Raw genomic sequence first — 24,508 nt, 5'->3', positions numbered from 1 at the left:
GCGACCGCAGGAGCAACAACATCGAGTCAAAATGCCGCCGCATTGCTGATCGACCTTGGCACAGTCGATATTCGCCGCGTGGGGACTAGATCGCGGTGAATACTCGAAGTGGGGTGTTCCGAGTAAAATAATTGGCCGTCTTTGCGCTCACCGCGCAACGATGAGTCACGCCCAAGTCTAGGGAGAAAACGGCATGAAGGAAGCCACCAAGGGGGCGGCCTCGGAAGCGCTCGCGCACATGCTGGCGGTGATGGCGATGCTCGTCATCGCCAGCATCTTGTTCTACGGGCGTTGAGTTAGAGTTCCAGAGTTTCCAGAGTTTTCGTCATTCCGGGGTGGCTCTCGCACAGGCCAGGCCCAGAATACCCGTTCCAGGCTCGGTCCCTTGGACCGCCCCCGAATGACGGAATCCCGCTACGCTTCCTTCGTGAAGAACGGCACCAGCTTCCCGGCAAACGCCTTGAAGCTCGTCGTGACCGCATCGCCGATGGCGAGCCCGTCGTCGCCATGGGCCATCATGCGAAATCCCTCGGCGCAATCGACCAGCAGGATGTTGTAGGGCACGTGCGCACGCGTCTCCGGCGTCGCGGCGCGGCAGACCAGCGAGGTCGCATAGACCCTGCCCTTGCCGCTGGCGCGCGCCTCGCGCGGATCGGCGGTTCCACATGCGGCGCAGAACGCGCGATGGAAATATTGCACATGGCCGCATGCGATACAGCTCTGGTACGTGATCGCCTGCTCACCCCTGGTCCAATCCGCTCCTCGTTCGCTCATCGCACCCGCTCCAGAAACATGCTGACATGGGACGACAGCACGCCGCCGTCGCCGTGCAGCAGCGCAATCGACGCGTCGCGCACCTGGCGGTGAGCTGCCCGCCCCGTCATCTGCAAATGCGCTTCGACCAGATGCGCCATGGCGCCGCCGACGCCGCAATGGCCGTAGCTGAGCAGGCCGCCATGGGTGTTGAGCGGCATCGCGCCGTCACGGCTGAAATGGCCGGAACGCACGCGCGCAGCCGCCTCGCCGCGGCCGGCAAGGCCGAGGTCTTCCAGCAGCATCGCGAGCGTGATGGTGAAGCTGTCGTAGATCGCGGCGTAACGCACGTCGGAGATCGCAAGGCCGGTGGCCTCCTTGGCGCGCGCGATGGAGATCTCGGCGCCGAGTTCACTCAAGCCGGGCGCAGCGGTGACGTGCTGATGGGTATGGGCCTGAGCACAGCCACGGATGCGCACGCCGGCCTCGCCGGTTCGCTCGCGGCTGATGACGAAGGCCGCACCGCCGTCAGACACCGGGCAGCAGTCCAGCAGTTTCAACGGCATCGCGACCGGCTTCGAGGCCATGACGTCGGCGACCGTGATGGGATCGTGAAATTGCGCGCCGGGGTGCGTGCAGGCGTGGGCACGCATCAGCACTGCGAATTCGGCGAGGTCCTCTTCGGTCACGCCGTATTCGTGCATGTAGCGGGTAGCGAAGAGACCGTAATAGGCGGGAATGGTCGGGCCGAGCGGCACCTCGTAGTCGGGATGGCCGACCTGCGCCAGCGCCTGGATCGAGGCATCGCGGCTCTGCCCGGTCAGGCGGTTCTCGCCGGCGACTACGAGCACGTTGCGCGCAACGCTTGATACCACGAGGTGATGCGCGAGCATCGTCATCGCGAGCCCGGTGGCACCGCCAACCTGCACGGCATGGGCGTAAGACGGGCGGATGCCAAAGTGCTCGGCAAACACTGTCGCCAGCATGATATGCGGCGAGACGGTCGAGTAGCCGCAGAGGATGCCGTCGATGTCGGCTCGCTTCAGCCCGGCATCATCGAGCGCGGCTTGCGCCGCCCTGCTCATCAGGTCGAGCGAGGTCGAGCCTTCATGCTTGCCGTAGGACGTGAGGCCGACACCGGTAATGAAACTCATGGTGCCCTCCCTATTCCGGCGCCGGGCGGGTGACGCCGTCGCGGACCATGGCGGCGATCGCATCAGTGGAGTAGCCGATCTCGCGCAAAATCTCTGCGCCGTGTTCGTTGAGGCGTGGCGCCAGTCGCACCGGCTCGGCCTCGGTCTCCGACCAGGTCGCCGTCACCTTCATGCTGCGGATCGGGCCTTCGGTCGGATGGTTCACAACCGGGAAGAAGCCTGTCGCCTCCAGATGCTCGTCATGCAGGATCGACGCGAGGTCATGCATCGGCATCACGGGCACGTCGGCCTTGGTCAGCAGGTCGATCCATTCGGCCGTGGTGCGCGTCTCGAAGATGCGGGCGAGCTCGGCGTAGACGACGTCGATATTGGCAGCGCGGCCGGCGAAGGTCGCGAACTTCGGATCGGCGCGCAGGTCGTCGCGGCCTGTTGCCTTGAAGAAGTTCTCCCACTGCTTGTCGTTGTAGACGATGACGCTGAGATAGCCGTCGGAAGTCTTGTAAGGCCTGCGGTCGCGCGAGAGATGGCGGGCATAGCCGCCCTTGTCGAGCGGCGGCTCGTAGGTGAGCCCGCCCATATGGTCGCCCATGACGAAGCCGGCCATGGTCTCGAACATGGGAATGTCGACGCGCTGGCCGTGGCCGGTGCGGTCGCGGTGCACGAGGCTGGCGCAGATCGCGCCAACGGCGGTGAGGCCGACGATGCGGTCGACCAGCGCGTTCGGCACGTAGCGCGGCACGCCGTCGCCGGTCTGCGCCATCAGCGCCGGCAGCGCGGTGGCGCCCTGGATCAGATCGTCATAGGCAGGTTTTGCGGCATAGGGCCCGTCCTGTCCGAAGCCGAATACACCGGCATAGACGAGGCGCGGATTGATTGCGGAGACGACGTCGTAGCCGAGTTGAAGCCGCGCCATCGCCTGCGGGCGGACGTTGTAGACGAGAACGTCGGCGTCCTTCAGCAGCCGCAGCACGGCCTCACGCCCCGCGGGCTTCTTCAGGTCGAGGCAGATCGAGCGCTTGCTGCGGTTGGTGTTGAGGAACACCGGGCCCATGCCGGTGTGCCGCATCGGGCCGATCAGGCGGGTGACGTCACCGTCGAGCGACTCCACCTTGATGACGTCGGCACCGTAATCGCCGAGCATCTGGGTCGCATAAGGCCCCATCAGCACGGTGGTCATGTCGACGACCTTGATGCCTTTCAGCGGCCCCATTCGTTCGCTCCCGATGGCGCGGGCTCTCTCAAAGCGGCCCCGCGAATTCGGTCCAGCTAAGGGCAGCAGCGCCGTACGCGCAAGGGCGGCCGGCGTATGGCCGCATGCGCAGGCCGATGCTTACGGCTATTTCTTCTGGCGGGATTCACGGATCTTGATGAGACGATCGAGCTCGTCGTTCTGCTGGCTGATGCGGTCGGCGATGCGCGACTCGTTCTGCTCGCCCGAGGCGGCCGCGGCCTGCTCGATCAGCTGGCGAATATTGTCCTCGAGGATCGCGATGCGATCGTTGAGGGCGTCGATAGAAAGTGACGATTCGTAGTTATTGCTCATGATATATGTCTCGCAAATCGATCAGGAGCCGTAAGGTGGGCAAAGCGTAGCGTGCCCATCATGATCTAGCGCAAAGGCCGTAGGGTGGATTAGCCGAAGGCGTAATCCACCACTTCACTTTCCACTCGGACACAGAAGAGGTGGGTTACGCCAGCGACTGCGCTTCGCGCAGTCACTGTCTAACCCACCCTACAAGACCTACTTCAACGGCTCCAGCACGGAAACGTAGTTGGCCACCGCGGCGCCGCCCATGTTGAAGATGCCGCCGAGCTTTGCGTTCTTGAGCTGCATGCCCTCGGGCGCCTGGCCTGCGAGCTGCATCGCGGTCATCACGTGCATGGAGACGCCGGTGGCGCCGATCGGATGGCCCTTGGACTTCAACCCGCCGGACGGATTGATCGGCAGCTTGCCGTCCTTGAGCGTCCAGCCCTCCTTGATGGCGCGGGCGCCCTGCCCCTTCGGCGTCAGGCCCATCGCTTCGTACTCGATCAGCTCGGCGACGGTGAAGCAGTCATGGGTCTCGACGAAGGAGAGATCGGACAGCGTCACGCCGGCCTGCTCCAGCGCGCGCTGCCAGGCAATGGTGCAGCCCTCGAACTGAAGGATGTCGCGCTTGGACATCGGCAGGAAGTCCTGCGCATGCGCGGTGGCGCGGAAGCCGATCGACTTGCCCATGCCCTTGGCGGTCTCGGCATCCGCCAGCACTAGCGCGGCCGCGCCGTCCGAGACCAGCGAGCAGTCGGTGCGCTTCAGGGGACCCGCGACATACGGGTTCTTCTCGCTCTCGGCGCGGCAGAAGTCGAAGCCAAAATCCTTGCGCATCTGGGCGAAGGGATTGGCGACGCCGTTCTTGTGGTTCTTGGCCGCGATCAGCGCCAGCGCATCGGACTGGTCGCCGTATTTCTGGAAATAGGAGCTGGCGATCTTGCCGAACACGCCGGCGAAGCCACCGACGGTGTCGCCGTCCTCAGGCAGGTAGGACGCCTTGAGCAGGTTCTTGCCGATCTCCGGACCCGGGGTGCGGGTCATCTGCTCGACGCCGACGACCAGCACGATTCTAGCGGCGCCTGCGGCGATCGCGCGCAGGCCCTGATGCACGGCAGCCGATCCCGTCGCGCAGGCGTTCTCGACGCGGGTCGCCGGCTTGAAGCGCAGTTTCGGGTCGGCCTGGAGCACCAGCGAGGCGGTAAAATCCTGCGCCGAGAAACCGGCGTTGAAATGGCCGAGCACGATTTCGTCGACATCGGAGGCCGAGATGCCGGCATCGGCCATCGCCTCGTTGGCGACACGGGTGACGAGGCTCTCGACGGTTTCGGTGTCGAACTTGCCGAACGGCGTATGCGCCCATCCGACGATGCTGGCGGTCATGGTCTTTTCTCCCTGGCGGTCTCTTGCTGACCTAAGTCTTAGCCCAGGGATGGCAAGACTTCACGCGGGTTTAAGGGCCTGGAGGGTGCGCTGGCAGATGGCAGTTATGCCGGCCCAGTTCCCGGCCCGGATCTCCGCCATCGGGCACAGCCAGGAACCGCCGACCGCGACCACATTGGGCTCCGCGAGCCAGGTCGCCGCATTGGCCTCGCCGACCCCGCCGGTCGGGCAGAACCGCACATTCGGGAACGGCCCGCCCAGCGCGCGCAGGCCCTTGATGCCGCCGGCCTGCTCGGCCGGGAAGAATTTTGCGACGTCGAAGCCGTAGGACAGCGCCATCATCAGCTCGGACGCGGTGGCAATGCCCGGGGCAAACGGCAGGGAGCTATGGGTGGCGGCCTTCAGCAGATCCGGGGTCAGGCCCGGGCTGATGCCGAACGCGACGCCGAGCTTCTCGACACGGGTGAAGTCGGCCGGATTGAGAATGGTGCCGATGCCGACGACCGCCTCGGGGACCTCGGCCATCATCGCCCTCGCTGCCTCGATCGCGACGGGGGTGCGCATGGTCACCTCCAGCGTGCGCACGCCACCGGCAACCAGCGCTTTCGCCAGTGGCACGGCATCCTGGATACGCTCGATGGTGAGGACGGGAATGACGGTCGCGGCCTTGAACAGCGCGACGAGGTGGTTCTGTTGGGCAGTCGTGGTCATCTTGGCTTTCGTTTCACTTGGTCGCTTGACGCGTGGTCGCCGGCCGGTGCCGCTTCTTCGGCGGCATGGCATAGCCCGGAATGATGGCACCGGGATAGCAGATCACGAGGCTGGCGAGGCGATGCCCGGCATGGGCCGCCTCGACGGAATCGGAACCGCCGAGCCGGGCCGCGATATAGGCGGCGGCAAAGCTGTCACCGGCCGCCGTGGTGTCAACGACCGGCTTGGTCATTGGTTCGGCGCGGACCTCGCTCGTGCCGCCCGGGAAGCGTAAGAGGCTGACGGGCTCGGCGAGGCGGAACACCAGCTCGGGCGTGGGGATGCGCGCCATTAGCTGCTCAGGGCTCTCGCCGGGATAGAGCGCGAGCAGATCCTCGGTCGAGGTCAGCACGATGTCGGCCGCCGCGAAGGCTGCGGCAAACACCTCGCGCGCGACGTCGCGATCCGGCCAGCCGCGTGCGCGAAAGTTGGTGTCGAACACAAAGCGGGTGCCGAGCAGCCGGGCGCGCTTGATCGCCGCGAACAGGCGATCGCGCCCCGAAGCGTCGTAGATCGAGAGCGTGATCGCGGAGAGATAGATGATGTCGTAGCTCATCAGCGAGTTGAGCAGCTCGTCGGTCTCCGGCAGGCTCATCAGTTGGCGCGCGGCCGCACTGTCGCGCCAGTGGAAGAACTGGCGCTCGCCGTTGGCATCGAGCTGGATCATGTAGAGGCCGGGCAGCTTGCCCGGCAGCCGCACCACGCGTCGCGTGCCGACGCCCTCGGCATTCCAGGCCGCGATCATCTCCTCGCTCATGCCGTCGTCGCCGAGCGCGGTGAGATAGTCGACCTTGACCTCGAGCCGCGCCAGATACACCGCCGTGTTGAGAGTGTCGCCGCCGAAGCCGCGCGAGAACAGGCCACCGCCCTGTCCGGCAGACTGGCCGGTGGAATGTCCACCCTGGGCCTGCCGGAGCTCGACCATGCATTCACCGATGCAAGCAACGCTCGCCATCGTCATATCCACGCTGTTCATCTCTAACGATCAGGCGACGAAATTGCCGCCGAGCTCGTCTTCGATGTGAATGCGGATGATATCGTCAAACGTCTTCTCGGCAGTGGTGAAGCCGAGCTCGAGCGACCGCTTCGCATTGAAATTGCGAGGCCAGCCGCCGACGATGCCGATAATGAAGGGATCCGGCTCCCGCTTGATGCGGGCCGCGACCTTGTCGCCGGCAACCCGCTTCAGCGCCGCGATCTGCTCTCCGACCGTGGCCGACAGGCCCGGCATGGTCAGGTTGCGGCGCGGGCCGACGGTCGCGAGATCCATGGTGCCGGCATGGAGCAGGAAGCCGACCGCCGAGCGCGGCGTGGCGTGCCAGTGGCGAACGTCCTCGGATACCGGGAGGACCACGTCCTTGCCGGCGAGCGGCTCGCGCAGGATGTTGGAGAAGAAGCCCGATGCCGCTTTGTTGGGCAGGCCGGGACGGATGCAGATGGTCGGCAGGCGGATGCCGATGCCGTCGAGGAAGCCGCGGCGCGAATAATCCGCCAGCAGCAGCTCGCCAATCGCCTTCTGGGTGCCGTAGCTGAGCAGCGGCGTGTGGAAGAACTCGTCACCGATCGCATCCGGGAACGGCGCGCCGAACACCGCGATCGAGGACGTGAACACCACGCGCGGCTTGTAGCCGCCGCCGACGAGCCTGACAGCATCAAGCAGCATCCGCGTGCCATCGAGATTGATGCGGTAGCCCTTGTCGAAATCGAGCTCGGCCTCGCCCGAGACGATCGCGGCGAGATGGAAGATCACGTCGGGGCGGCCGGCGATCAGTTTTTCGGCAGCCCCCGGGACGGCGAAATCGCCCGAGACGGTCTCGACGGGGAAACCGGCCTTCTTCGGCTTCTTGGGCTCGACCACGTCGTGCATGGTCAGCTTGGTGATGTCGCTCTTGCCGAGCCGGCCGTCGCGCAAGAGACGTTCACACAATTTGCGGCCGACCATGCCGGCAGCGCCCAGAACCAGAATGTGCAAGAGCCTACTCCTTCTTATTGGCCGGAACGCGCCGCTCTTGAAAGGTCTGGCGCGTTCTCAGGCAGGCCCCGCGATCATTCCTTCACGGCGCCGGTCATCGCCGACACATAGTACTCTACGAAGAAGGAATAAAGGATAACTACGGGGACCGAGCCGGTCAGGGCCGCCGCCATCAGGGCGCCCCAATGGTAGACGTCGCCATTGACGAGTTCGGTGATGGCGCCGACCGGAATCGTCTTGTTCTCCGACGAGGAGATGAAGGTCAGCGCGTAGATGAACTCGTTCCAGGACAACGTGAAGGCGAAGATGCCCGCCGAGATCACCCCCGGCAGCGATAGCGGCAGCGTGATCTTGGTCAGGATCTGGAGCCGCGTCGCCCCGTCGATCAGCGCGCATTCCTCCAGCTCGTAAGGAATCGTGCGGAAATAGCCCATCAGGAGCCAGGTGCAGAACGGGATCAGGAAGGTCGGATAGGTCAGGATCAGCGCCAGATTGCCGTCGAACAGGCCGAGCTGGAACACGATCGCGGCCAGCGGAATGAACAGGATCGAGGGCGGGACGAGATAGCCGAGGAAGATCGCAAGGCCGACATAGCGCGAGCCCTTGTAGCGCAGACGTTCAATCGCATAGGCCGCGCAGACGCTGGCGAACAGCGAGATGAAGGTCGAGGACACCGAGACGATGACGGTGTTCCACATCCACAGCGGATAATCGGTCTCGAAGAACAGTTTTGTGATGTGCTCGAACGTCGGATGCACGATCCAGAACGGATTGTACTTCTCGTAGTCGTACATTTCCGCGTCCGGCTTGAAGGTCGCGACCGTCATCCAATAGAACGGGAACAACAGGAAGACCATGATCAGGCCGAGCGGAAGGTAGACGCGGAGAAACTTCCGCGGAAAACTTTCCAGGTAGTCCATTCCGACGGTTTGGTCGTCCGCGGTGCTCATGGTCAGTCCCTTCCGCCCTGCTGCCAGCGGGAGCGCTGAAGCCCGAAGAAGCTCAACAGGATCGCCGCAACCAGGAACGGGATCATCGCGTTCGAGATCGCTGCGCCCTCGCCGAGATTGCCGCCGGTGATCGCGCGCTGGAACGACAGCGTCGCCATCAGATGCGTGGCGTTGATCGGTCCGCCGCGCGTAATGGTGTAGATCAGCTGGAAATCGGTGAAGGTCATCAGCACCGAGAACGTCATCACGACAGCGATGATCGGCGACAGCATCGGCAACGTGATGTGGCGGAAGCGCTGCAGATTGGTGGCGCCGTCGAGATTGGCGGCCTCGTAGAGCGAGGGCGAGATGGTCTGCAATCCCGCGAGCAGCGTGATCGCGACGAAGGGCACGCCGCGCCAGATGTTGGCGACGACCACCGACCAGCGCGCGTTCCAGGGATCGCCGAGGAAGTCGATGTAGCGCGTGATCAGGCCGGCCTTGATCAGCACCCAGGAGATGATCGAGAACTGGCTGTCATAGATCCACCAGAATGCGATCGCCGACAGCACGGTCGGCACCACGAAGGGCAACAGCACGATCGCCCGGATCATCGACTTGAACGGCAGCCGCTCATTGAGCAGCAGCGCCAGGTAAAGGCCGATGGCGAATTTCACGACGCTGGCGGCCACCGTGTAGAAAATGGTGTTGAACACCGAGAGCCAGAACACGGAGTCCTTCGCCAGCGAGACGAAGTTTGCGAAGCCGATGTAACGGCCGACGCCCCCGATCTTGGTATCGGTCATGCCGAGCCACAGGCCCAGCAACAGTGGATAAGCCAGAAACAGGATCAGGATGGCGATCGCCGGCACCATAAACATGGCGCCGAGAAAATTTCGGCTTTCGAACGCCCTGCTCCACAAACTGCTGCGCTTGATCTCTGCAGCAACGGGCTCGGCGATAACGGCCATGTCGGATTCCCCTCAAAGAACGACAACGGCGGCGCCCAGCAAACCGGACGCCGCCGCTTGTGGCTGATCAGACCTGATAGTAGCGCTTGGCGCGCTCCGCTGCACGCGCCGCAGCTTCCTTCGGCGTCGCCTGTCCGGAGGCGGCTTCCGCGAACATGTCGACCACGACGAAGTCGCCCATGACGGCGGCCGAGGCGTAGCCGAGATCGCCGGCATAGCCGTTGTCGCGGCAGCGCTTCAGACAGTCGCGATACGGCGTGATCTTGGGATCGGAGGTCCAGACCGGGTTGTCGTTGTAGGCCGGGAGCGGCGGCGAGACGTAGCCGTTGGAGGCGACTTCCCACGCGTCGTAGTTCTCCTTGTCCATCATGAACTTGATGTATTCCTTGACCGCCTTCGGATACTTCGAGTGCTTGTAGCCGTAGTAGACCAGGACGTTCTGCTGCTCGGTCGACACGCCCACCGGACCGATCGGCATCGGCGCGTGGTTCATGTCCTTGGCGATCTCCTGCTGCTTGGGATCGGTGGAGTTCTTGCCGACAGTCCAGATCGAGATGCCGTTCAGGGTCAGGCTGAGTTCGCCGTTCAGAAACGCCTTGTTGTTGTTCGAGTCGTTCCACGACAGCACGCCCGGAATGAACGTCGCATAGAGCTGCTTGACGTATTCGAGCGCGGCAATCGTCTCCGGCGAGTCGATCACGACCTCGTTCTTGTCATTGACGACCTTGCCGCCGAACGCCCACAGCGCCCACTGGCACCAGCCGTTGGCATCGCCCGTGGCATGGCCGAGCGCAAAGCCGGCCGGCGTGTTGTTCTTCTTCAGAGCCTGGCACAGCTTGAGGAAGCCGTCGGTGTCCTTGGGGAATTCGTCGAAGCCCGCGGCCTTCACGTGGCTGATGCGGTAATTCAGACAGCCGCCGGTCGCGCCTTGCGGAATGGCGATCCAGTTGTTGCCCTTCTTGCCGTAGCGCTCTGCGACCGGATACCAGCCGCCATACTGCTTGCCGAGATAGTCGGCGACGTCGGTCACGTCGATCAGCTTCTCGGGGAATTTGAAGGGATCGTCGAGCGTGCCGACGATCAGATCAGGGCCCGCGCCGACATTGGCGGCGACCGCGGCCTTCGGGCGGATGTCTTCCCAGCTCTCGGCTTCAAGCTTCACCTTGATGCCGGTCTTTTCGGAGAACTTCTTGGTCTGCTCGGCGAATTTGTCGAACTCGGCCTGGATGAACTGCTTCCAGCGCAGCACGCGAATGGAAGCATTCGGCTCCGGCGTGTTGGTCCACTCTGCAGCACGCACCGGGACGATACCCGGGCCGGCGAGCAAAGCTGCGCCGCCCAGGCTGGCTTTAAGCACACTACGCCTGTCGAAATGGCTCATCGTTCTCTCCCTGATTTTTTATCTTTGTAATTGGTCGTCTTACGTCACGAAACGCCGCTACATGCGTTTACCCGTCGCCTCGTCAAATAAATGAACCAGTGACGGGTCAGGCTTCAGCTTGACCTTGTCGCCCGGCTTGAACGTGTGACGCTCGCGGAAGACCGCGACGACCTGCTCGCCACCGACCTTCGCAAACACCTGCGTCTCCGAGCCGGTCGGCTCGACCACGACGATCTCGGCGTCGGCACCGTCGTCGGCAATGGTGAAATGCTCGGGACGGACGCCATAGACCACGGGCTTGCCATCCGAGTTAGCCGGCGCGTTCTTGAGCGGCAGCTTGACGCCGTTCGGTCCCTCGAAGGTCGCAACGCCATTGACGCGGACATGCCCCTTCAGGAAGTTCATCGCAGGCGAGCCGATGAAGCCGGCGACGAACTGGTTTTCCGGCTTGTCATAGAGCTCGAGCGGCGTGCCCATCTGCTCGACGATGCCGTCATGCATCACGACGATCTTGTCGGCCATGGTCATGGCCTCGATCTGGTCGTGGGTGACGTAGACGGTCGTGGTCTTGAGCCGCTGGTGCAGCTCCTTGATCTCGGTGCGCATGGCGACGCGCAGCTTGGCGTCGAGGTTCGACAAGGGCTCGTCGAACAGGAACACTTGGGGATCGCGCACGATGGCGCGGCCCATGGCGACGCGCTGGCGCTGGCCGCCGGAGAGTTGGCGCGGGTAGCGCTCGAGCAACGGCGTCAGCGCGAGAATTTCGGCGGCGCGCTTGACGCGCTTGTTGATCTCGTCGGAGCCGGCGTTGCGCAGCTTCAGCGAGAAGCCCATGTTTTCGCCGACCGTCATGTGCGGGTATAGCGCGTAGTTCTGGAACACCATCGCAATATCCCGCTCCTTGGGCTGGATATTGTTGACGACGCGGTCGCCGATCGAGATCGTGCCGGAGGTGATGTTCTCGAGGCCTGCGAGCATGCGCAGAAGCGTCGACTTGCCGCAGCCGGAGGGGCCAACCAGAACGACGAACTGGCCATCCTCGATCGGAATCGAGACGCCGTGCAGGACTTCAAAATTGCCGAACGATTTCCGCACGTCGCGGATTTGCACAGACGACATCTAGCTCCCTCCTCCGACTGAGACGACGCAACTGTGGCGCCGCCACCGTCTTGTTTTTTCTGAACTTCGCCGACCCGAAGCCTCTCTTAACAGGCGACATTGTCGGCAGTTTGTGCGGCTTTGGCAATTTGTCTTTGGTTAGTCGTTGCTGGTAGCGCTGTCAACGATCCTTTGTTTGCGGGAGTGGCTGTGTTAAGAGCAACAAATGGGTCGAAAGCGCACCAAGTCCGGCAAGATTCGGTTGGCGGAAGTCGCCGAGCTCGCCGGCGTCAGCCCGATTACGGCGTCCCGTTTCTTCCGCAATCCCGAGGCGCTGTCGGTCGCCAAGCGGACGCGGGTCGAAAGCGCGGCCCAGGAGCTCGGCTATGTGCCTAACCTTGCGGCACGCGCGCTGGCCTCGCAGCGCACCGAGGTGATCGGTGTCTTGATTCCGTCACTGACCAACAATGTGTTCTCCGACGTGCTGCGCGGCATCTATGACGCTTTCGAGAGCAGCCCCTACTCGATCCAGTTGTCCAACACACGCTACTCCATTCTCCAGGAGGAGAAGCTGCTGCGCATCTTTCTGGCGCAGAAGCCGGCGGGACTGATCGTCACAGGCATCGACCAGACCACGGAATCGCGCGCGATGCTGGAGGCGGCCGACTGCCCGATCGTGCAGATCATGGAGATCGGGCCCAACCCGGTCGACATGATGATCGGCTTTTCCCATTATGATGCAGCGCGCGCGGCGATTGCTCATTTGTTCGCGCAGGGCCACCGCAAGATCGGCTTCGTCGGCGCACGCATGGACCCGCGGGTGCAGCGCCGGCTCGACGGCTATGTCGCGGCCATGAAGGACGCTGGCCTGTTCGACCAAAGACTGATCGTGACGACGGCGACGCCAACCTCGGTGACGCTCGGCGGCGCGCTGTTCGCCGATCTGCTCGCGCGCGAGTCCGGCATCGACTCGGTGTTCTGCGCCAATGACGACCTCGCGCTCGGCGTTCTGTTCGAATGCCGGCGCCGGGAGATCGCGGTCCCCGAGCAGATCGCGATCGTCGGCTTCAACGACCTCGAATTCATGGCCTCCTCGGTGCCGACGCTGACGAGCGTGCGGACCAACCGTTACGAAATGGGCAGCGCTGCTGCCGCGATGTTGATCGAGGCGATCGAGGGCAAGCGTCCCGAAGAGCCCGTGCTCGATCTCGGCTTTACCGTGATCGAGCGGCAGAGTTCGCAGATGCAGCGCGCCGCAGCCAGCCCGCGCGCGCCGGAATGGGCGCCAGCCGTACAAAATGATAGCGTTACCAACGACCCATGATTAGTATCGCTGCTATGAGGAAACGATCGCCAGCAGGCGGGCCGTTGTTACATGCTCGCGCTGCCGGGCATCGCACCGATCGGCATCCCGGATGTCGGCCCGTGCGTTTGCATTGAAGGAGAATCCAATGACAAAAAAGCCAACCAATGGGCATGCGCCCGCCGGTAACGGCACCCGCCGCCACCTTCGCTCGCAGGAATGGTTCAACAACCCGCACAATCCGGGCATGACCGCGCTCTATCTGGAGCGCTATTTGAATTTCGGCCTTACCCGTGCCGAGCTGCAGTCCGGCAAGCCGATCATCGGCATTGCGCAAACCGGCAACGACCTCTCGCCCTGCAACCGCCACCACATCGAGCTCGCCCACCGCGTTCGCGAAGGCATCCGCGAGGCCGGCGGCATTGCGATGGAATTCCCGACCCATCCGATCCAGGAGACCGGCAAGCGCCCGACCGCGGCGCTCGACCGCAACCTCGCTTATCTCGGCCTGGTCGAGATCCTCTACGGTTATCCGCTCGACGGCGTGGTGCTGACCACCGGCTGCGACAAGACCACCCCGGCCTGCATGATGGCGGCGGCGACCGTGAACCTGCCCGCGATCGTGCTGTCGGGCGGACCGATGCTCAATGGCTGGCACAATGGCGAGCGTACCGGCTCCGGCACCATCGTCTGGAAGTCGCGCGAGCGGCTCGCCGCGGGCGAGATCGACTATGACGAGTTCATGGAGATCGTGGCGTCCTCGGCGCCCTCGGTCGGCCATTGCAACACCATGGGCACGGCGTCGACCATGAACGGGCTTGCCGAAGCGCTCGGCTTCTCGCTGCCGGGCTGCGCGGCCATCCCCGCCCCCTACCGCGAGCGCGGCCAGATCGCCTACGAGACCGGCAAGCGCGCCGTCGAGATGGTCTGGGAAGACCTCAAGCCGTCGGACATCCTGACCCGCAAGGCCTTCGAGAACTGCATCGTCATCAATTCGGCGATCGGCGGCTCGACCAACGCGCCGATCCACATCAACGCGCTGGCCCGCCATATCGGCGTGGAGCTGTCGATCGACGATTGGCAGAAATTCGGCCACGACGTGCCGCTGCTGGTGAACATGCAGCCGGCCGGCTTCTATCTCGGCGAGGAATTCCATCGCGCCGGCGGCGTGCCGGCCGTGGTGCGCGAATTGATGAAGCACAAGCGCATCCATGAGGACGCTGTCACGGTGAACGGCCGCGGCATCGGCGAGAACTGCAAGGATGCGCCCACGCCCGACAACGACGTGATCCGGGCCTACGACAAGCCGCTGGTGAAGGACGCCGGCTTCCTGGTGCTGAAGGGCAATCTGTTCGACTCCGCGATCATGAAGACCTCCGTGATCTCCAAGGAATTCCGCGACCGCTATCTTAGCAACCCGAAGGACCTCAACGCCTTCGAGGGCCGCGCCATCGTGTTCGAGGGCCCGGAGGATTATCACGCGCGGATCGACGATGCGTCGCTCGACATCGACGAGCACTGCGTGCTGTTCATCCGCGGCACCGGCCCAATCGGCTATCCCGGCGGCGCCGAGGTCGTGAACATGCAGCCGCCGACTGCCCTGATCAAACGCGGCATCCTGTCCCTGCCCTGCATCGGCGACGGCCGCCAGTCAGGCACCTCGGGCTCGCCGTCAATCCTCAATGCCTCGCCAGAGGCCGCCGCCAATGGCGGGCTCGCGATCCTCAAGACCGGCGACAAGGTGCGCGTCGACCTCAACAAGGGCAGCGCCAACATCCTGATCTCGGACGACGAGGTGAAGAAGCGCCACGCCGAGTTGAAGGCCAATGGCGGCTTCAAGCATCCGCCGAACCAGACGCCCTGGCAGGAGATCTATCGCAACACCGTCGGCCAGCAGTCGACCGGCGCCTGCATGGAGCTCGCCACGCGCTACCAGAACGTCGCCGGCACCTTTGGTGTGGCGCGGGATAATCACTAACCACGCGTCATTGCGAGCGAAGCGAAGCAATCCAGAGATATGTCCGCGGAGACAGTCTGGATTGCTTCGTCGCACCAGCGCAAAATTGCCTTGCAATTTTGTCGCGGGCTCCTCGCAATGACGTGGGGTTGGCATTCGAATGAACACAAGGGAGAACAACATGGCAGACCGCCTCAAGGGTAAGCGCGCCGTCATCACGGCTGCAGCCGCAGGCATCGGGCGCGCATGCGCTCTCGCATTCGCGCGTGAAGGCGCAACCGTCATCGCCACCGACATCAACGGGGCCGGCATCGCGGGCCTGACCAAGGAAGGCATAGCCGAGGTCGCAAAGCTCGACGTGCGCAACACCGCCGACGTCAACGCCTTCGCCAAGCGCATCGGCAAGATCGACATCCTGCTCAACGCCGCCGGCTTCGTGCATCACGGCACCATCCTGGAGTGCTCGGAAGAGGATTTTGATTTCTCGTTCGACCTCAACGTCAAGTCGATGCACCGGACCATCAGGGCATTCCTGCCCGACATGCTCGGCGGCGGTGGCGGCAGCATCGTCAATATCTCCTCCTGCGCGGCGCTGCGGCCGCCGGCGAACCGCTACGTCTACAGCTCGTCGAAGGCCGCGGTGTCGCTGCTGACCCGCGCCGTCGCGCTCGACTTCATCACCAAGGGCATCCGCTGCAACTCGATCTGCCCCGGCACGGTCGAGACCCCCTCGATGCTCGATCGCGCCGCAGCCCAGGGGCCGCAGGGTAAGGAGATGTTCGTCTCCCGCCAGAAGATGGGCCGGCTCGGCACCGCCGACGAAATCGCCAACATGGCGATCTATCTCGGCAGCGATGAGAGCGCGTTCACCACCGGCGTCGACCTCGTCGTCGACGGCGGCTACATGCTCTGACGCCAAAGGCCCCGGCATGAACAAGATCGATCTCAACGGCCGCGTCGCTGTCGTCACCGGCGGCGCGCAGGGTTTTGGCCGCGCCATCGCAGAGCGCTTCGTCGCCTCCGGCGCCAAGGTCGCGATCTGGGATTTTGACTCGGCGCTGGCCGAGAAGACGGCGAAGGAAATCGGCGACAACGCCCGCGTCTTCAAGGTCGACGTCACCGACACCGCAGGCGTCGAGCAGGCGCGCGATGCCACGCTCGCCGCCTTCGGCAAGATCGACATCCTCGTCAACAATGCCGGCATCGCCGGCGTCAACAAGCCGGTCTGGGAGACCGATCTCGAGGAATGGCGCAAGGTGCTGCGCATCAACCTCGACGGCCCCTTCATCGTCTGCAAGGCCATCGTGCCGACAATGCTCAAGCAGAAATACGGGCGGATCGTGAACATCGCCTCGATCGCCGGCAAGGAAGGCAACCCGAACGCATCGCACTATTCGGCGTCCAAGGCCGGCCTGATCGCGCTGACGAAGTCGCTCGGCAAGGAGCTCGCCGCCCATGACATTCTCGTGAACGCGGTGACGCCCGCGGCGGCGAAGACGGCGATCTTCGACCAGATGACGCAGCAGCATATCGATTTCATGCTGTCGAAAATCCCCAAAGCGCGTTTCGTGCTGGTGGAAGAGCTCGCTGCGATGGCCGCGTGGCTTGCATCCGAAGATTGTGCCTTCTCCACCGGCGCGGTCTTTGATATTTCCGGGGGACGGGCGACCTACTGAAGCATTGGCCGCCCGAGGGGGCGGACCATGCAGCTTGGGCGTCGGGATTTTGTGAAACTTGCAGCGGGCGCGGGCGCGCTGCCTTTGCTTTCGCGCGGTGCGCTGGCGCAGCTCGCGCCCAACCCGCCGAGCATCCGCCCGCCCTCCCCGGCCGAGCGCACGGCGATGGGCCGGCTCGCGCAGACCTTCATGGACAAATTCGAGGTGCCGGCGCTCTCCTTTGCGATCGGCTATGCGGGAGCGATCGTCCATCAGGCCGCCTTTGGCGTTGCCGATCGCGAGCAGAATGAAGCAGCGACGCCGCAGCATCTGTTTCGCATCGCCAGCGTCAGCAAGATGATCACCTCGGTGACGCTGTTTCGGCTGATCGAGGAGAACCGCGTCAAGCTCACCGACCGCGTGTTCGGCCCCGGTGCGCTGCTCGGCACCGACTACGGCGCGCCGCCCTATTCGCCCGGCATCGATCAGATCACGCTCGAGCATCTCCTGACGCATACCGGCGGCGGCTGGACCAACGACAACCGCGATCCCATGTTCACGCATCCGCACATGGACCACGCGCAGCTCATCACCTGGACGTTGGCGAACCGGCCGCTGGACCGTCCGCCGGGGCAACACTACGCCTACTCCAATTTCGGCTATTGCGTGCTGGGCCGCGTCATCGAGAAGCTCACCGGCCAGCGCTACGCCGAGCACGTCCGCGCCGAGGTCCTCGGCCGTTGCGGCGTCACCGACATGACGATCGCCGGCAATACAAGCGACCAGCGCCAGGCCGGCGAAGTCGCCTATTACTGCAAGGTCGAAAGTCCCTACGAGATGAATGTCCGGCGGATGGATTCCCATGGTGGCTGGATCGCGACACCGACGGACCTCGTGCAATTCCTGATGCATGTCGACGGCTATGCCCGGCCAGCGAACATTCTGCGGCCGCGCAGCATCGAGGTCATGACGACAGCGCCCAGCTACAGCCCGGACTACGCCAAGGGTTTTTGCATCAACAAGTCGGGCAATTGGTGGCATAATGGCAGCCTGCCCGGCACCAGCACCATTGCGGTCAGAACCCATAGCGGCTTCTGCTGGGCCGCCTTCACCAATGTGAGCCGGCCGAATACCAAGATGGATGACGAACTCGATGAGCTCAACTGGAACATGGCGCGCCAGGTCAGCGAATGGCGGGTGGCCTGAGCCATGATCAGGGAAGGTGGATGCCTGTGCGGCGCGGTGCGGTTCAAGGCGGAGGGCGAGCCGCTGAACGTACGCATCTGCCATTGCCGCATGTGCCAGAAGGCGATGGGCTCGCCCTACTTCGCCCGCGCCCAGTTCGACCAGAAAGCGCTGACCGTCGAGGGTGACACCGGCCGCTATGCATCGTCCGAGAATATCGATCGCGTATTCTGCAAGAATTGCGGCACGCGGCTGTTTTCCTGGCGCCGCAACGGCACGCTGGCGGGCGTGGCGCTCACGACCTTCGACGACCGCAATGCCTTCGCGCCGACCGAGCACATCTGGGTCTCGGAAAAGCTCGCCTGGCTGAAGCTCGACGACGGCCTGCGGCAGTATGAGACGACGATCCCGACGTAAGGTCAGAGCTGGTTTGAAACGGTGATGCTGGTGGCCTGAACGCGCCGTCCTGCCGTCGTGGCCAACCAGATCCCGGCGAACACCGCGACGATGCCGGCCGCGAGATTCCAGCGCAATGGCTCATTCAGCAGCCATGCGCCGACCAGGGAGGCCGTGATCGGATTGACCGTCACCGAGATCGCCACACGCGTCGGTGTGGTCCGCTCCAGCGCGAAGGCCCAGAGATAGAAGGTCAGTGCCGCGCCGAAGGCGCCGAGATAGAGCGCCGCGAGCCATTGCGGCGCGCCGAAATTTGCGATGGGCGCGAAGCTGCCACGAAGGCATGAGAGCACGATGAGGCAGGCGGCGCCCGCTGCCATGCTCATGGTCGTGAAGGCGATCGGGCTAGAGCGCCGGATCAGCGGCTTCGACCAGATGCCGTACAGCGCCATGCACAGCGCAGCCGCCACCATCAGGAGATCGCCGCGCCAGGCGCCTGATGGCGCCAACCGAGGTCGGTGAGCAGCGCGACGGCAACGCCGAGCGTTGCCACCACGACGCCGATCGATTTGCGCCAGCTCAGGGCCTCGGTGCCGAGCGCGGCGCCGATCACGAGCGTCAACAGCGGCAGCGTCGACAGCGCGAGCGCGCCGCGCGCGGCTGTCGTGAAGATCAGCGATGCATTGAACAGGATCGGAAACAGCGCAAAAAACAGGATGCCGAGCCCGATTGTCGCAGCCCAGTCGCCTCGCCCCGGCCGGCGATCGCCACGCAGCCATGTCAACGGCAGCAGCAGGAGACAGCCGATCCCGAACCGGAACGAGCCGATCGCCAGCGGATCGACGCTACCAACGAGATAGCGCGTGGCGCCGATCGAGGTGCCGCCCAACCCACTCGACAGCACCGCAGCCAGAACGCCAAAAATCTCGCCCACAAGCCCTCCCCTCGAGCGCATTGACGGACAGCATACGGGCCTTGCCGAAACTGAGAATGGAATTTCCGTCATGTTGGGATAACGTTTCGTCATGACCGCGCCCGACCTCGATCCCGATCTGCTCAAGGCCTTTCTCGCCGTCGCCGAGCATGGCTCGTTCACGCGCGCGGCGGATCGGCTCAACCGGACCCAGTCGGCCGTGAGCGTGCAGGTCAGGCGCCTCGAGGAACGGCTCGCTACAAAACTGTTTCAGCGCGACCGGACCGGCGTCGTGCCGACCGCCGCGGGCCATGAGCTGCTGGCCTATGCGCAGCGCATCCTAGCTCTGCATGCAGAAGCAGTCGGCGCGTTGCGCGCACGCAAGGCGGAGGCCGTCATCCGCCTCGGCGTGATGGACGATTACGGGACGATCGTCATTCCGCCCCTGCTGGCGAGCTTTGCCAGGGAGCATCCGACGGTGCGGGTCGAGATCGAGACCGGGCTGACCGCGACGATGCCGGCCCGGCTCGGTGAGGCCTATGACCTCGTTATCGCCATGCATCCGCAAGGGCGCGGCGACGCGAGCTGTTGCGGCGCGAGCAGGCCGTCTGGGCGGCCGCCGCCGCTTGCCACGCCACCGCAGAGGCGACCCTGCCCGTCGCGCTCTATCCGCCTGGCTGCCTGTTTCGCCAATGGGCCGCGGAGGCCCTCGATCGCGCCGGCCGGCCGTGGCGGCTCGCCTTTGTCAGCCGGACCCTGGCGGCGGTGGAATCGATCGCGGCGGAGGGCCTTGCGGTCACTGTGGTCAAGGCCGGCATCCTGCCGCCCCGCCTGCGCCCTCTATGCGCCCGCGACGGCCTGCCGCCGCTGCCCATGGCGGACATCCGCCTCCATCGCGCACGCAACCTGTCGCGCCCGGCGGCGCTGCTTGCCGATCATTTGCAGCGTGGCATTTCGGAACCGGCCACCCTATGTTGACTGAAGCGTTGCTGCACCGCCGGTTTGGTCGTCTGCAAGGCGACAGGCAAAACTGGCGAGATGCGACGTGAACATTTCCTACTACGACCTCTCGGTGTGGGTGCTCCCGGTGCTGCTCGCCATCACCTTCCACGAGGCCGCGCACGGCTTCGTGGCGCACCGTCTCGGCGACAACACGGCCTTCCAGCTCGGCCGCGTCAGCTTCAACCCACTCCGGCACATCGATCCGTTCGGCACGCTGATCCTGCCGGCGATGATGCTGTTTGCGCATTCGCCGTTCCTGTTCGGCTATGCCAAGCCGGTCCCCGTGAATTATCGCAATCTCAAGAATCCCAGGCTCGACATGGTCTGGGTCGCCCTCGCCGGCCCCGTCACCAACATCCTGCTGGCGCTCGTCGCGGGGCTCGCCCTCCATGCCCTGCCCTGGGCACCTGCGAGTTCGGCGCAATGGATCTTCGACAACCTGAAGAATGCGCTGCTGATCAACGCCGTGCTGGCGGTCTTCAACATGATGCCGATCCCGCCGCTCGACGGCGGACGGGTCGCGGTCGGGCTGTTGCCCCGGCCGCTCGCCCTGCCCCTCTCGCGGCTCGAGCCGTACGGCATGATGATCCTGATCGCGCTCCTGATCCTGCTGCCGCTGGTGGGTTCCCAGTTCGGTCTAAATCTTGATGTTATTTCAGCAATACTGCGAACGTTGACCGGTTATGTGATTCAAGCTGTTCTCTTGCTGACCGGCAATGCGTAGTTGAAGCCGTACGATTTTAGATCCTGCACTTGAAGACAAAGCCGAAGGGCTAGAGGCCAACTTGGTCAAAGCTGCCGATATGCTGATCGCGCGACGCGCCGACACCCGTGCCCGCGCCGATTTCGCCACCTGGAAGATGATGGCCAAGCTGAATGGGTTGTCGGCGCTGCCTCCGGACGCACAGGGCTTCCTCGACGGCTACAAGAGGCTCCTGGAGCGGATAAGCGAGGGCGAGGCAGCCGAGGCCACGATCGCCGAGGTCTACAAATCCTATTATCTGGAGATGGGCGGCGTCGGGAACCCGCCCGACGTCCGCACGCGGCCGGCCGAGCCGGTGGCGGACAATGTTACCGCATTCCGGCGCCCGGCCCCCAAGCCGAAGAAGGCCGCCATGTTCGGGGCGACGATGTTTGGTGGAACCGAGAAGCGTCCCCTCCCGGTGGCGCTGATCTTCGCCTGCCTGGTCGTGGTCTACGTCTCGATCAAGTTCTACTGGCGCTGACGGCCGCCCGGTTATTTCGGCGGCTTCTTGAAATTCACCGGCAGGCTGAAGGAGAACTGATCGTCCGTCAGTTCGGCCGGCGGAACCGGCACGGGATCCGAGCGGCGCACCATGGAGATCGCCGCGCTGTCGAAGGCGGGATCGCCCGAGGACTCGGCCACGTCGACGGACACGACATTGCCGCGGCGATTCAGGACCAGGCTGAGCTTGACCGTCGTCGTCGAGCTCTTGTCCTTGGGATAGCGCTTGTGCAGCTCGAAATAGGCGCTGATCCGCTTGCCCCATTCGGCCGTCAGCTTGCGGATGTCCTTGCCGATGCCCTGGTTGGGTGCAGCCGCCTTCTCGTCCTCGCGCGCGTCTTCGTTCAGCGCCTGCCTCGCTGATTCCTGGGCGTTCGGCATCTCCTCGACCGCCTGGGTTTCGACCTTGGCTACCTTCGTGGTGTCCTCGACCGGCTTCTTGGAGTCGTTTTCGGTGACGAGGCGGTCCGGGTCTTCGGCTTCCTGAGGTATTTCCTTCGGAAGATCGGTCTCCTTGACCTCGGCCTGCTGCTGCATCTGCTGCGGCCGGAACTGCGAGGCTTCGCTATCCGGCCCAGGCGGAAGATCCGTCTCGGGAAGCTTCGGCGAGGTCATTTCGACGGCGTATTCGGCGCCGTTGGCGCCGAGGCCGTCGTCTCCATCGTCAGTCTGCAAATGCGACAACGCCCATGCGGCACCGCCAAGATGCAGCCCAAGTGCGGCCGTTCCGGCCAGGATCCACAGCACGGCCAGGAGCCACAGCTTGGATCGTTTCACCTCGAGAACAGGATCGGACATCGCGCCGCCGTCAGGGTTTTGCTGCATCCGGCGACGGCGCAGCCGCCGCGGGAGGCGCTTCCAGCGCCACCAGCTTGATCCGAGAGTAGCCGCCGGAACGGAGGATTTCCATGACGCCCATCAGCTCGCCATAGGGCACGGCGCGGTCGGCGCGCAGGAACACGTATTTGTCCTTGGCCATGTCGGCCATCGCATCGAGCGAGCTGATCAGCTCGGTGCGCTTGACTGCATTTTCCCCGATCGCGAGCGTCAGATCGGGCTTGATGCTGACATAGGTCGGCTTGTCCGGCTTCTTCTGCGGCATCGCGCTCGAGGTCGGCAGGTCGATCGGCAGATCGACCGTCGACAGCGGTGCCGCGACCATGAAGATGATCAGAAGCACCAGGATGACGTCGATGAACGGCGTGACGTTGATGTCATGCGTTTCCGAGAAGTCGTCGTCGTCATCGTTGTCTGTGAGCGAAACAGCCATGGCCTACTCCGCCGCGCGCGAATGCGCGCTGCCGTGGCTGCGATCGAGGTCGCGCGACAACAGCCGGGCCGCCGCACCCGAGGCGCGGCTGACGAGCTCGAGATAGCTCTTCGTCACGCGGGAGAAGTGATTGTAGATGATGACGGCAGGGATCGCCGCGACGAGACCGATTGCCGTGGCGAGCAACGCCTCGGCGATGCCGGGGGCGACCACCGCGAGGTTGGTGGTCTGCGACTTCGAGATGCCGATGAAGCTGTTCATGATGCCCCACACCGTGCCGAACAGGCCAACGAAGGGTGACGTCGAGCCGATGGTCGCGAGCACACCCATGCCGATGCGGATGCGCCGCGCCTCCGCCCGCGTGATCTCCGCAAAGCTCGAGGCAGCGCGCTCCTTGATGCCGGTGTCGCTGGACAGGCCAGCCGACATTCGCGCTTCGCGCAACGCCGCCGCCAAGAATGACGGAAGGATACCAGACTTGGCGCCCAGCGCCATTTGCGCCTCCGCGAGCGAGCGCGCCTCGGCGATCTTCTTCAGCGCCGAACGCAGGCTGCCGGATGCGACCGACAGCTCGATCGACTTGGCGATGAGGACCGTCCAGGTCATGAGCGATGCAAACGCAAGCCCGATCATCACCGCCTTTACGATGATGTCCGCCGACATGAACATCACCCAGGGCGACAATTCCTTCATGGCCGGCGCGATGCCGGCCTTCGGGGCAGCGTCGGATGCCGGAGCCACAGCAGCCTCGGTCGCCGGCGCGCTGGGCGCAGCAGCTGCGGGAGCCGCAGGCTGCGCCGCGACTGTGGGAGCAGCCGGAGCCGGCTGAGCCGCCACTTGTGCCGGTGCCGCAACGGGCCGGGCCGGCGCCGCGGGCTGGGTTTGTGTCTGGGCAGAGACAGGAGCTGCGAGCCAGGTGGCTGCCAGCAGCACGGCTGCGGCGAGGCTTGCTTGGAAAGATGTGATCTTCATACTTCGGCCCAGGTGCGAATGAGGTTGTGATAGATACCCGTCAATTTGACCGTTTCGGGATCGTCACGCCCGAGCCGTGCCACCAGCGCCTGAATGGCGGTGTCGAGGTCAAAGATCATGCTGCGAGCTTGATCGTCCCGTATCATGCTCTGAAGCCAGAAGAAAGACGCAACCCGCGCCCCCCTGGTCACCGGGGTGACCAGATGCAGGCTGGTCGAGGGATAGAGCACGCAGTCCCCGGCTGGCAACTTGACTTCGTGGGATCCGTAGGTGTCCTCGATCACAAGTTCGCCACCGTCGTAATCCTCGGGCTCGCTCAGGAACAGCGTGACCGACAGATCCGTGCGGATGCGAAGGCCCGTCAGCCGGTCGCCGCGGATCGCGTTGTCGACATGCAGGCCGAAATGGTGGCCGCTGTCCGCCGCATAGCGGTTGAACAGCGGCGGGAAGATCTGGAGCGGGATCGCGGCTGCCAGAAATCGCGGGTTCGCCGTTAGCGCCGAGATGATGCGATGGCCGAGCTTGCGCGCGACCTCGCTATCCGGCGGCAACTGCTCGTTGCGCTTGACCATTGCTGACTGCGCGCCAGCGGTGGAACGGCCGTCTTCCCATTCGCTGGCGTCCATGATGCGGCGGAACTCCGCCACATCTTCCTTGCTCAGGACACCGTCTATGCATGTCAGCATGGCA

General features: G+C 64.3%; 25 protein-coding genes and 1 pseudogene. 9 read left to right on the top strand and 17 right to left on the bottom strand.

Features of this window, described 5'->3' with window-relative positions:
• Positions 1-414 precede the first annotated feature (414 nt).
• From FXB40_RS07080 to FXB40_RS07025, 12 genes are all read right to left on the bottom strand, one after another.
• Positions 415-774, bottom strand: coding sequence for a Zn-ribbon domain-containing OB-fold protein (locus tag FXB40_RS07080; protein WP_148771477.1), 360 nt, complete (start codon positions 772-774; stop codon positions 415-417).
• Positions 771-1,907 carry a thiolase family protein gene (locus tag FXB40_RS07075; protein ID WP_148771476.1) on the bottom strand — a complete coding sequence of 379 codons (1,137 nt, stop codon included), beginning with the start codon at positions 1,905-1,907 and terminating at the stop codon, positions 771-773. The genes FXB40_RS07080 and FXB40_RS07075 overlap by 4 nt, the downstream gene beginning before the upstream one ends.
• 10 nt (positions 1,908-1,917) lie before the next feature.
• A complete protein-coding gene (locus FXB40_RS07070; protein WP_148771475.1) occupies positions 1,918-3,117 on the bottom strand; it encodes a CaiB/BaiF CoA transferase family protein in 1,200 nt (399 codons plus the stop codon).
• A 126-nt stretch (positions 3,118-3,243) separates the two neighbouring features.
• Positions 3,244-3,450, bottom strand: a complete 207-nt coding sequence (locus FXB40_RS07065) for a hypothetical protein (protein WP_148771474.1) — start codon at positions 3,448-3,450, stop codon at positions 3,244-3,246.
• Positions 3,451-3,648: 198 nt separating this feature from the next.
• Positions 3,649-4,818: an acetyl-CoA acetyltransferase gene (locus FXB40_RS07060; RefSeq protein ID WP_148771473.1), complete on the bottom strand. Its 1,170-nt coding sequence runs from the start codon at positions 4,816-4,818 to the stop codon at positions 3,649-3,651.
• 60 nt (positions 4,819-4,878) lie between these two features.
• Entirely contained in the window at positions 4,879-5,529 is a 651-nt protein-coding gene (eda, locus tag FXB40_RS07055; RefSeq protein ID WP_187436708.1) for a bifunctional 4-hydroxy-2-oxoglutarate aldolase/2-dehydro-3-deoxy-phosphogluconate aldolase, read from the bottom strand.
• A gap of 13 nt (positions 5,530-5,542) precedes the next feature.
• Positions 5,543-6,523 (bottom strand): sugar kinase, encoded by a 981-nt coding sequence (locus FXB40_RS07050; RefSeq protein WP_187436707.1) that lies wholly within the window; start codon positions 6,521-6,523, stop codon positions 5,543-5,545.
• Between the two features lie 30 nt (positions 6,524-6,553).
• Positions 6,554-7,540, bottom strand: a complete 987-nt coding sequence (gene denD / locus FXB40_RS07045; protein WP_148771470.1) for a D-erythronate dehydrogenase — start codon at positions 7,538-7,540, stop codon at positions 6,554-6,556.
• A gap of 74 nt (positions 7,541-7,614) precedes the next feature.
• Positions 7,615-8,490, bottom strand: a complete 876-nt coding sequence (locus FXB40_RS07040; RefSeq protein WP_148771469.1) for a carbohydrate ABC transporter permease — start codon at positions 8,488-8,490, stop codon at positions 7,615-7,617.
• A gap of 2 nt (positions 8,491-8,492) precedes the next feature.
• Positions 8,493-9,440 carry a carbohydrate ABC transporter permease gene (locus FXB40_RS07035; protein ID WP_148771468.1) on the bottom strand — a complete coding sequence of 316 codons (948 nt, stop codon included), beginning with the start codon at positions 9,438-9,440 and terminating at the stop codon, positions 8,493-8,495.
• A gap of 67 nt (positions 9,441-9,507) precedes the next feature.
• Positions 9,508-10,821, bottom strand: a complete 1,314-nt coding sequence (locus tag FXB40_RS07030; RefSeq protein WP_148771467.1) for an ABC transporter substrate-binding protein — start codon at positions 10,819-10,821, stop codon at positions 9,508-9,510.
• 57 nt (positions 10,822-10,878) lie between these two features.
• Positions 10,879-11,940, bottom strand: coding sequence for an ABC transporter ATP-binding protein (locus tag FXB40_RS07025; protein ID WP_148771466.1), 1,062 nt, complete (start codon positions 11,938-11,940; stop codon positions 10,879-10,881).
• A gap of 205 nt (positions 11,941-12,145) precedes the next feature.
• On the opposite strand from FXB40_RS07025, the gene gntR reads away from it, so the two are divergent.
• From gntR to FXB40_RS06995, 6 genes are all read left to right on the top strand, one after another.
• Complete coding sequence (gntR, locus tag FXB40_RS07020) at positions 12,146-13,243, top strand: HTH-type transcriptional regulator GntR (RefSeq protein ID WP_148771465.1); 1,098 nt, start codon at positions 12,146-12,148, stop codon at positions 13,241-13,243.
• Between the two features lie 127 nt (positions 13,244-13,370).
• Complete coding sequence (locus FXB40_RS07015; protein ID WP_148771464.1) at positions 13,371-15,200, top strand: IlvD/Edd family dehydratase; 1,830 nt, start codon at positions 13,371-13,373, stop codon at positions 15,198-15,200.
• Between the two features lie 160 nt (positions 15,201-15,360).
• A complete protein-coding gene (locus tag FXB40_RS07010; protein WP_187436706.1) occupies positions 15,361-16,092 on the top strand; it encodes an SDR family oxidoreductase in 732 nt (243 codons plus the stop codon).
• Positions 16,093-16,108: 16 nt separating this feature from the next.
• On the top strand, positions 16,109-16,855 hold the full coding sequence (locus FXB40_RS07005) for an SDR family NAD(P)-dependent oxidoreductase (protein WP_148771462.1): 747 nt from the start codon (positions 16,109-16,111) through the stop codon (positions 16,853-16,855).
• A 27-nt stretch (positions 16,856-16,882) separates the two neighbouring features.
• A complete protein-coding gene (locus FXB40_RS07000; RefSeq protein WP_148771461.1) occupies positions 16,883-18,040 on the top strand; it encodes a serine hydrolase domain-containing protein in 1,158 nt (385 codons plus the stop codon).
• Positions 18,041-18,043: 3 nt separating this feature from the next.
• Complete coding sequence (locus FXB40_RS06995; RefSeq protein WP_148771460.1) at positions 18,044-18,436, top strand: GFA family protein; 393 nt, start codon at positions 18,044-18,046, stop codon at positions 18,434-18,436.
• 2 nt (positions 18,437-18,438) lie between these two features.
• Here FXB40_RS06995 and FXB40_RS06990 read toward each other — a convergent pair.
• Positions 18,439-19,349 (bottom strand): annotated as a pseudogene (locus FXB40_RS06990) (DMT family transporter).
• 91 nt (positions 19,350-19,440) lie between these two features.
• On the opposite strand from FXB40_RS06990, the gene FXB40_RS50315 reads away from it, so the two are divergent.
• The 3 genes from FXB40_RS50315 to FXB40_RS06975 all read left to right on the top strand — a co-directional run bounded on the left by FXB40_RS50315 (position 19,441) and on the right by FXB40_RS06975 (position 21,556).
• Positions 19,441-20,310, top strand: coding sequence for a LysR family transcriptional regulator (locus FXB40_RS50315; RefSeq protein WP_430646754.1), 870 nt, complete (start codon positions 19,441-19,443; stop codon positions 20,308-20,310).
• A gap of 63 nt (positions 20,311-20,373) precedes the next feature.
• Entirely contained in the window at positions 20,374-21,054 is a 681-nt protein-coding gene (locus tag FXB40_RS06980; protein WP_148771459.1) for a site-2 protease family protein, read from the top strand.
• Between the two features lie 79 nt (positions 21,055-21,133).
• A complete protein-coding gene (locus FXB40_RS06975; RefSeq protein WP_148771520.1) occupies positions 21,134-21,556 on the top strand; it encodes a hypothetical protein in 423 nt (140 codons plus the stop codon).
• 11 nt (positions 21,557-21,567) lie between these two features.
• Here FXB40_RS06975 and tolA read toward each other — a convergent pair whose 3' ends face one another.
• Genes tolA through FXB40_RS06955 form a run of 4 tightly spaced genes read right to left on the bottom strand, consistent with a single transcriptional unit; the run spans position 21,568 to position 24,504 of the window.
• A complete protein-coding gene (tolA, locus tag FXB40_RS06970; protein WP_148771458.1) occupies positions 21,568-22,374 on the bottom strand; it encodes a cell envelope integrity protein TolA in 807 nt (268 codons plus the stop codon).
• A gap of 10 nt (positions 22,375-22,384) precedes the next feature.
• On the bottom strand, positions 22,385-22,846 hold the full coding sequence (gene exbD / locus FXB40_RS06965) for a TonB system transport protein ExbD (RefSeq protein ID WP_148771457.1): 462 nt from the start codon (positions 22,844-22,846) through the stop codon (positions 22,385-22,387).
• Positions 22,847-22,849: 3 nt separating this feature from the next.
• Positions 22,850-23,818, bottom strand: coding sequence for a tonB-system energizer ExbB (exbB, locus tag FXB40_RS06960; protein WP_148771456.1), 969 nt, complete (start codon positions 23,816-23,818; stop codon positions 22,850-22,852).
• Positions 23,815-24,504: a Fe2+-dependent dioxygenase gene (locus tag FXB40_RS06955; protein ID WP_148771455.1), complete on the bottom strand. Its 690-nt coding sequence runs from the start codon at positions 24,502-24,504 to the stop codon at positions 23,815-23,817. Before FXB40_RS06955 ends, exbB begins: the two co-directional genes overlap by 4 nt.
• Between the last annotated feature and the right edge of the window lie 4 nt (positions 24,505-24,508).

It is taken from the genome of Bradyrhizobium rifense, from assembly GCF_008123425.1.
Classification (GTDB): domain Bacteria; phylum Pseudomonadota; class Alphaproteobacteria; order Rhizobiales; family Xanthobacteraceae; genus Bradyrhizobium; species Bradyrhizobium rifense.
This window is presented reverse-complemented; position numbering and strand designations above follow the sequence as displayed.

Bases quoted from the DNA above. Each gene is read 5' to 3' on its own strand.
- FXB40_RS07080 (WP_148771477.1), bottom strand. From the start codon at position 774: ATGAGCGAACGAGGAGCGGATTGGACCAGGGGTGAGCAGGCGATCACG.
- FXB40_RS07075 (WP_148771476.1), bottom strand. From the start codon at position 1,907: ATGAGTTTCATTACCGGTGTCGGCCTCACGTCCTACGGCAAGCATGAA.
- FXB40_RS07070 (WP_148771475.1), bottom strand. From the start codon at position 3,117: ATGGGGCCGCTGAAAGGCATCAAGGTCGTCGACATGACCACCGTGCTG.
- FXB40_RS07065 (WP_148771474.1), bottom strand. From the start codon at position 3,450: ATGAGCAATAACTACGAATCGTCACTTTCTATCGACGCCCTCAACGAT.
- FXB40_RS07060 (WP_148771473.1), bottom strand. From the start codon at position 4,818: ATGACCGCCAGCATCGTCGGATGGGCGCATACGCCGTTCGGCAAGTTC.
- eda (WP_187436708.1), bottom strand. From the start codon at position 5,529: ATGACCACGACTGCCCAACAGAACCACCTCGTCGCGCTGTTCAAGGCC.
- FXB40_RS07050 (WP_187436707.1), bottom strand. From the start codon at position 6,523: ATGGCGAGCGTTGCTTGCATCGGTGAATGCATGGTCGAGCTCCGGCAG.
- FXB40_RS07040 (WP_148771469.1), bottom strand. From the start codon at position 8,490: ATGAGCACCGCGGACGACCAAACCGTCGGAATGGACTACCTGGAAAGT.
- FXB40_RS07035 (WP_148771468.1), bottom strand. From the start codon at position 9,440: ATGGCCGTTATCGCCGAGCCCGTTGCTGCAGAGATCAAGCGCAGCAGT.
- FXB40_RS07030 (WP_148771467.1), bottom strand. From the start codon at position 10,821: ATGAGCCATTTCGACAGGCGTAGTGTGCTTAAAGCCAGCCTGGGCGGC.
- FXB40_RS07025 (WP_148771466.1), bottom strand. From the start codon at position 11,940: ATGTCGTCTGTGCAAATCCGCGACGTGCGGAAATCGTTCGGCAATTTT.
- gntR (WP_148771465.1), top strand. From the start codon at position 12,146: ATGGGTCGAAAGCGCACCAAGTCCGGCAAGATTCGGTTGGCGGAAGTC.
- FXB40_RS07015 (WP_148771464.1), top strand. From the start codon at position 13,371: ATGACAAAAAAGCCAACCAATGGGCATGCGCCCGCCGGTAACGGCACC.
- FXB40_RS07010 (WP_187436706.1), top strand. From the start codon at position 15,361: ATGGCAGACCGCCTCAAGGGTAAGCGCGCCGTCATCACGGCTGCAGCC.
- FXB40_RS07005 (WP_148771462.1), top strand. From the start codon at position 16,109: ATGAACAAGATCGATCTCAACGGCCGCGTCGCTGTCGTCACCGGCGGC.
- FXB40_RS07000 (WP_148771461.1), top strand. From the start codon at position 16,883: ATGCAGCTTGGGCGTCGGGATTTTGTGAAACTTGCAGCGGGCGCGGGC.
- FXB40_RS06995 (WP_148771460.1), top strand. From the start codon at position 18,044: ATGATCAGGGAAGGTGGATGCCTGTGCGGCGCGGTGCGGTTCAAGGCG.
- FXB40_RS50315 (WP_430646754.1), top strand. From the start codon at position 19,441: ATGACCGCGCCCGACCTCGATCCCGATCTGCTCAAGGCCTTTCTCGCC.
- FXB40_RS06975 (WP_148771520.1), top strand. From the start codon at position 21,134: ATGCTGATCGCGCGACGCGCCGACACCCGTGCCCGCGCCGATTTCGCC.
- tolA (WP_148771458.1), bottom strand. From the start codon at position 22,374: ATGTCCGATCCTGTTCTCGAGGTGAAACGATCCAAGCTGTGGCTCCTG.
- exbD (WP_148771457.1), bottom strand. From the start codon at position 22,846: ATGGCTGTTTCGCTCACAGACAACGATGACGACGACGACTTCTCGGAA.
- exbB (WP_148771456.1), bottom strand. From the start codon at position 23,818: ATGAAGATCACATCTTTCCAAGCAAGCCTCGCCGCAGCCGTGCTGCTG.
- FXB40_RS06955 (WP_148771455.1), bottom strand. From the start codon at position 24,504: ATGCTGACATGCATAGACGGTGTCCTGAGCAAGGAAGATGTGGCGGAG.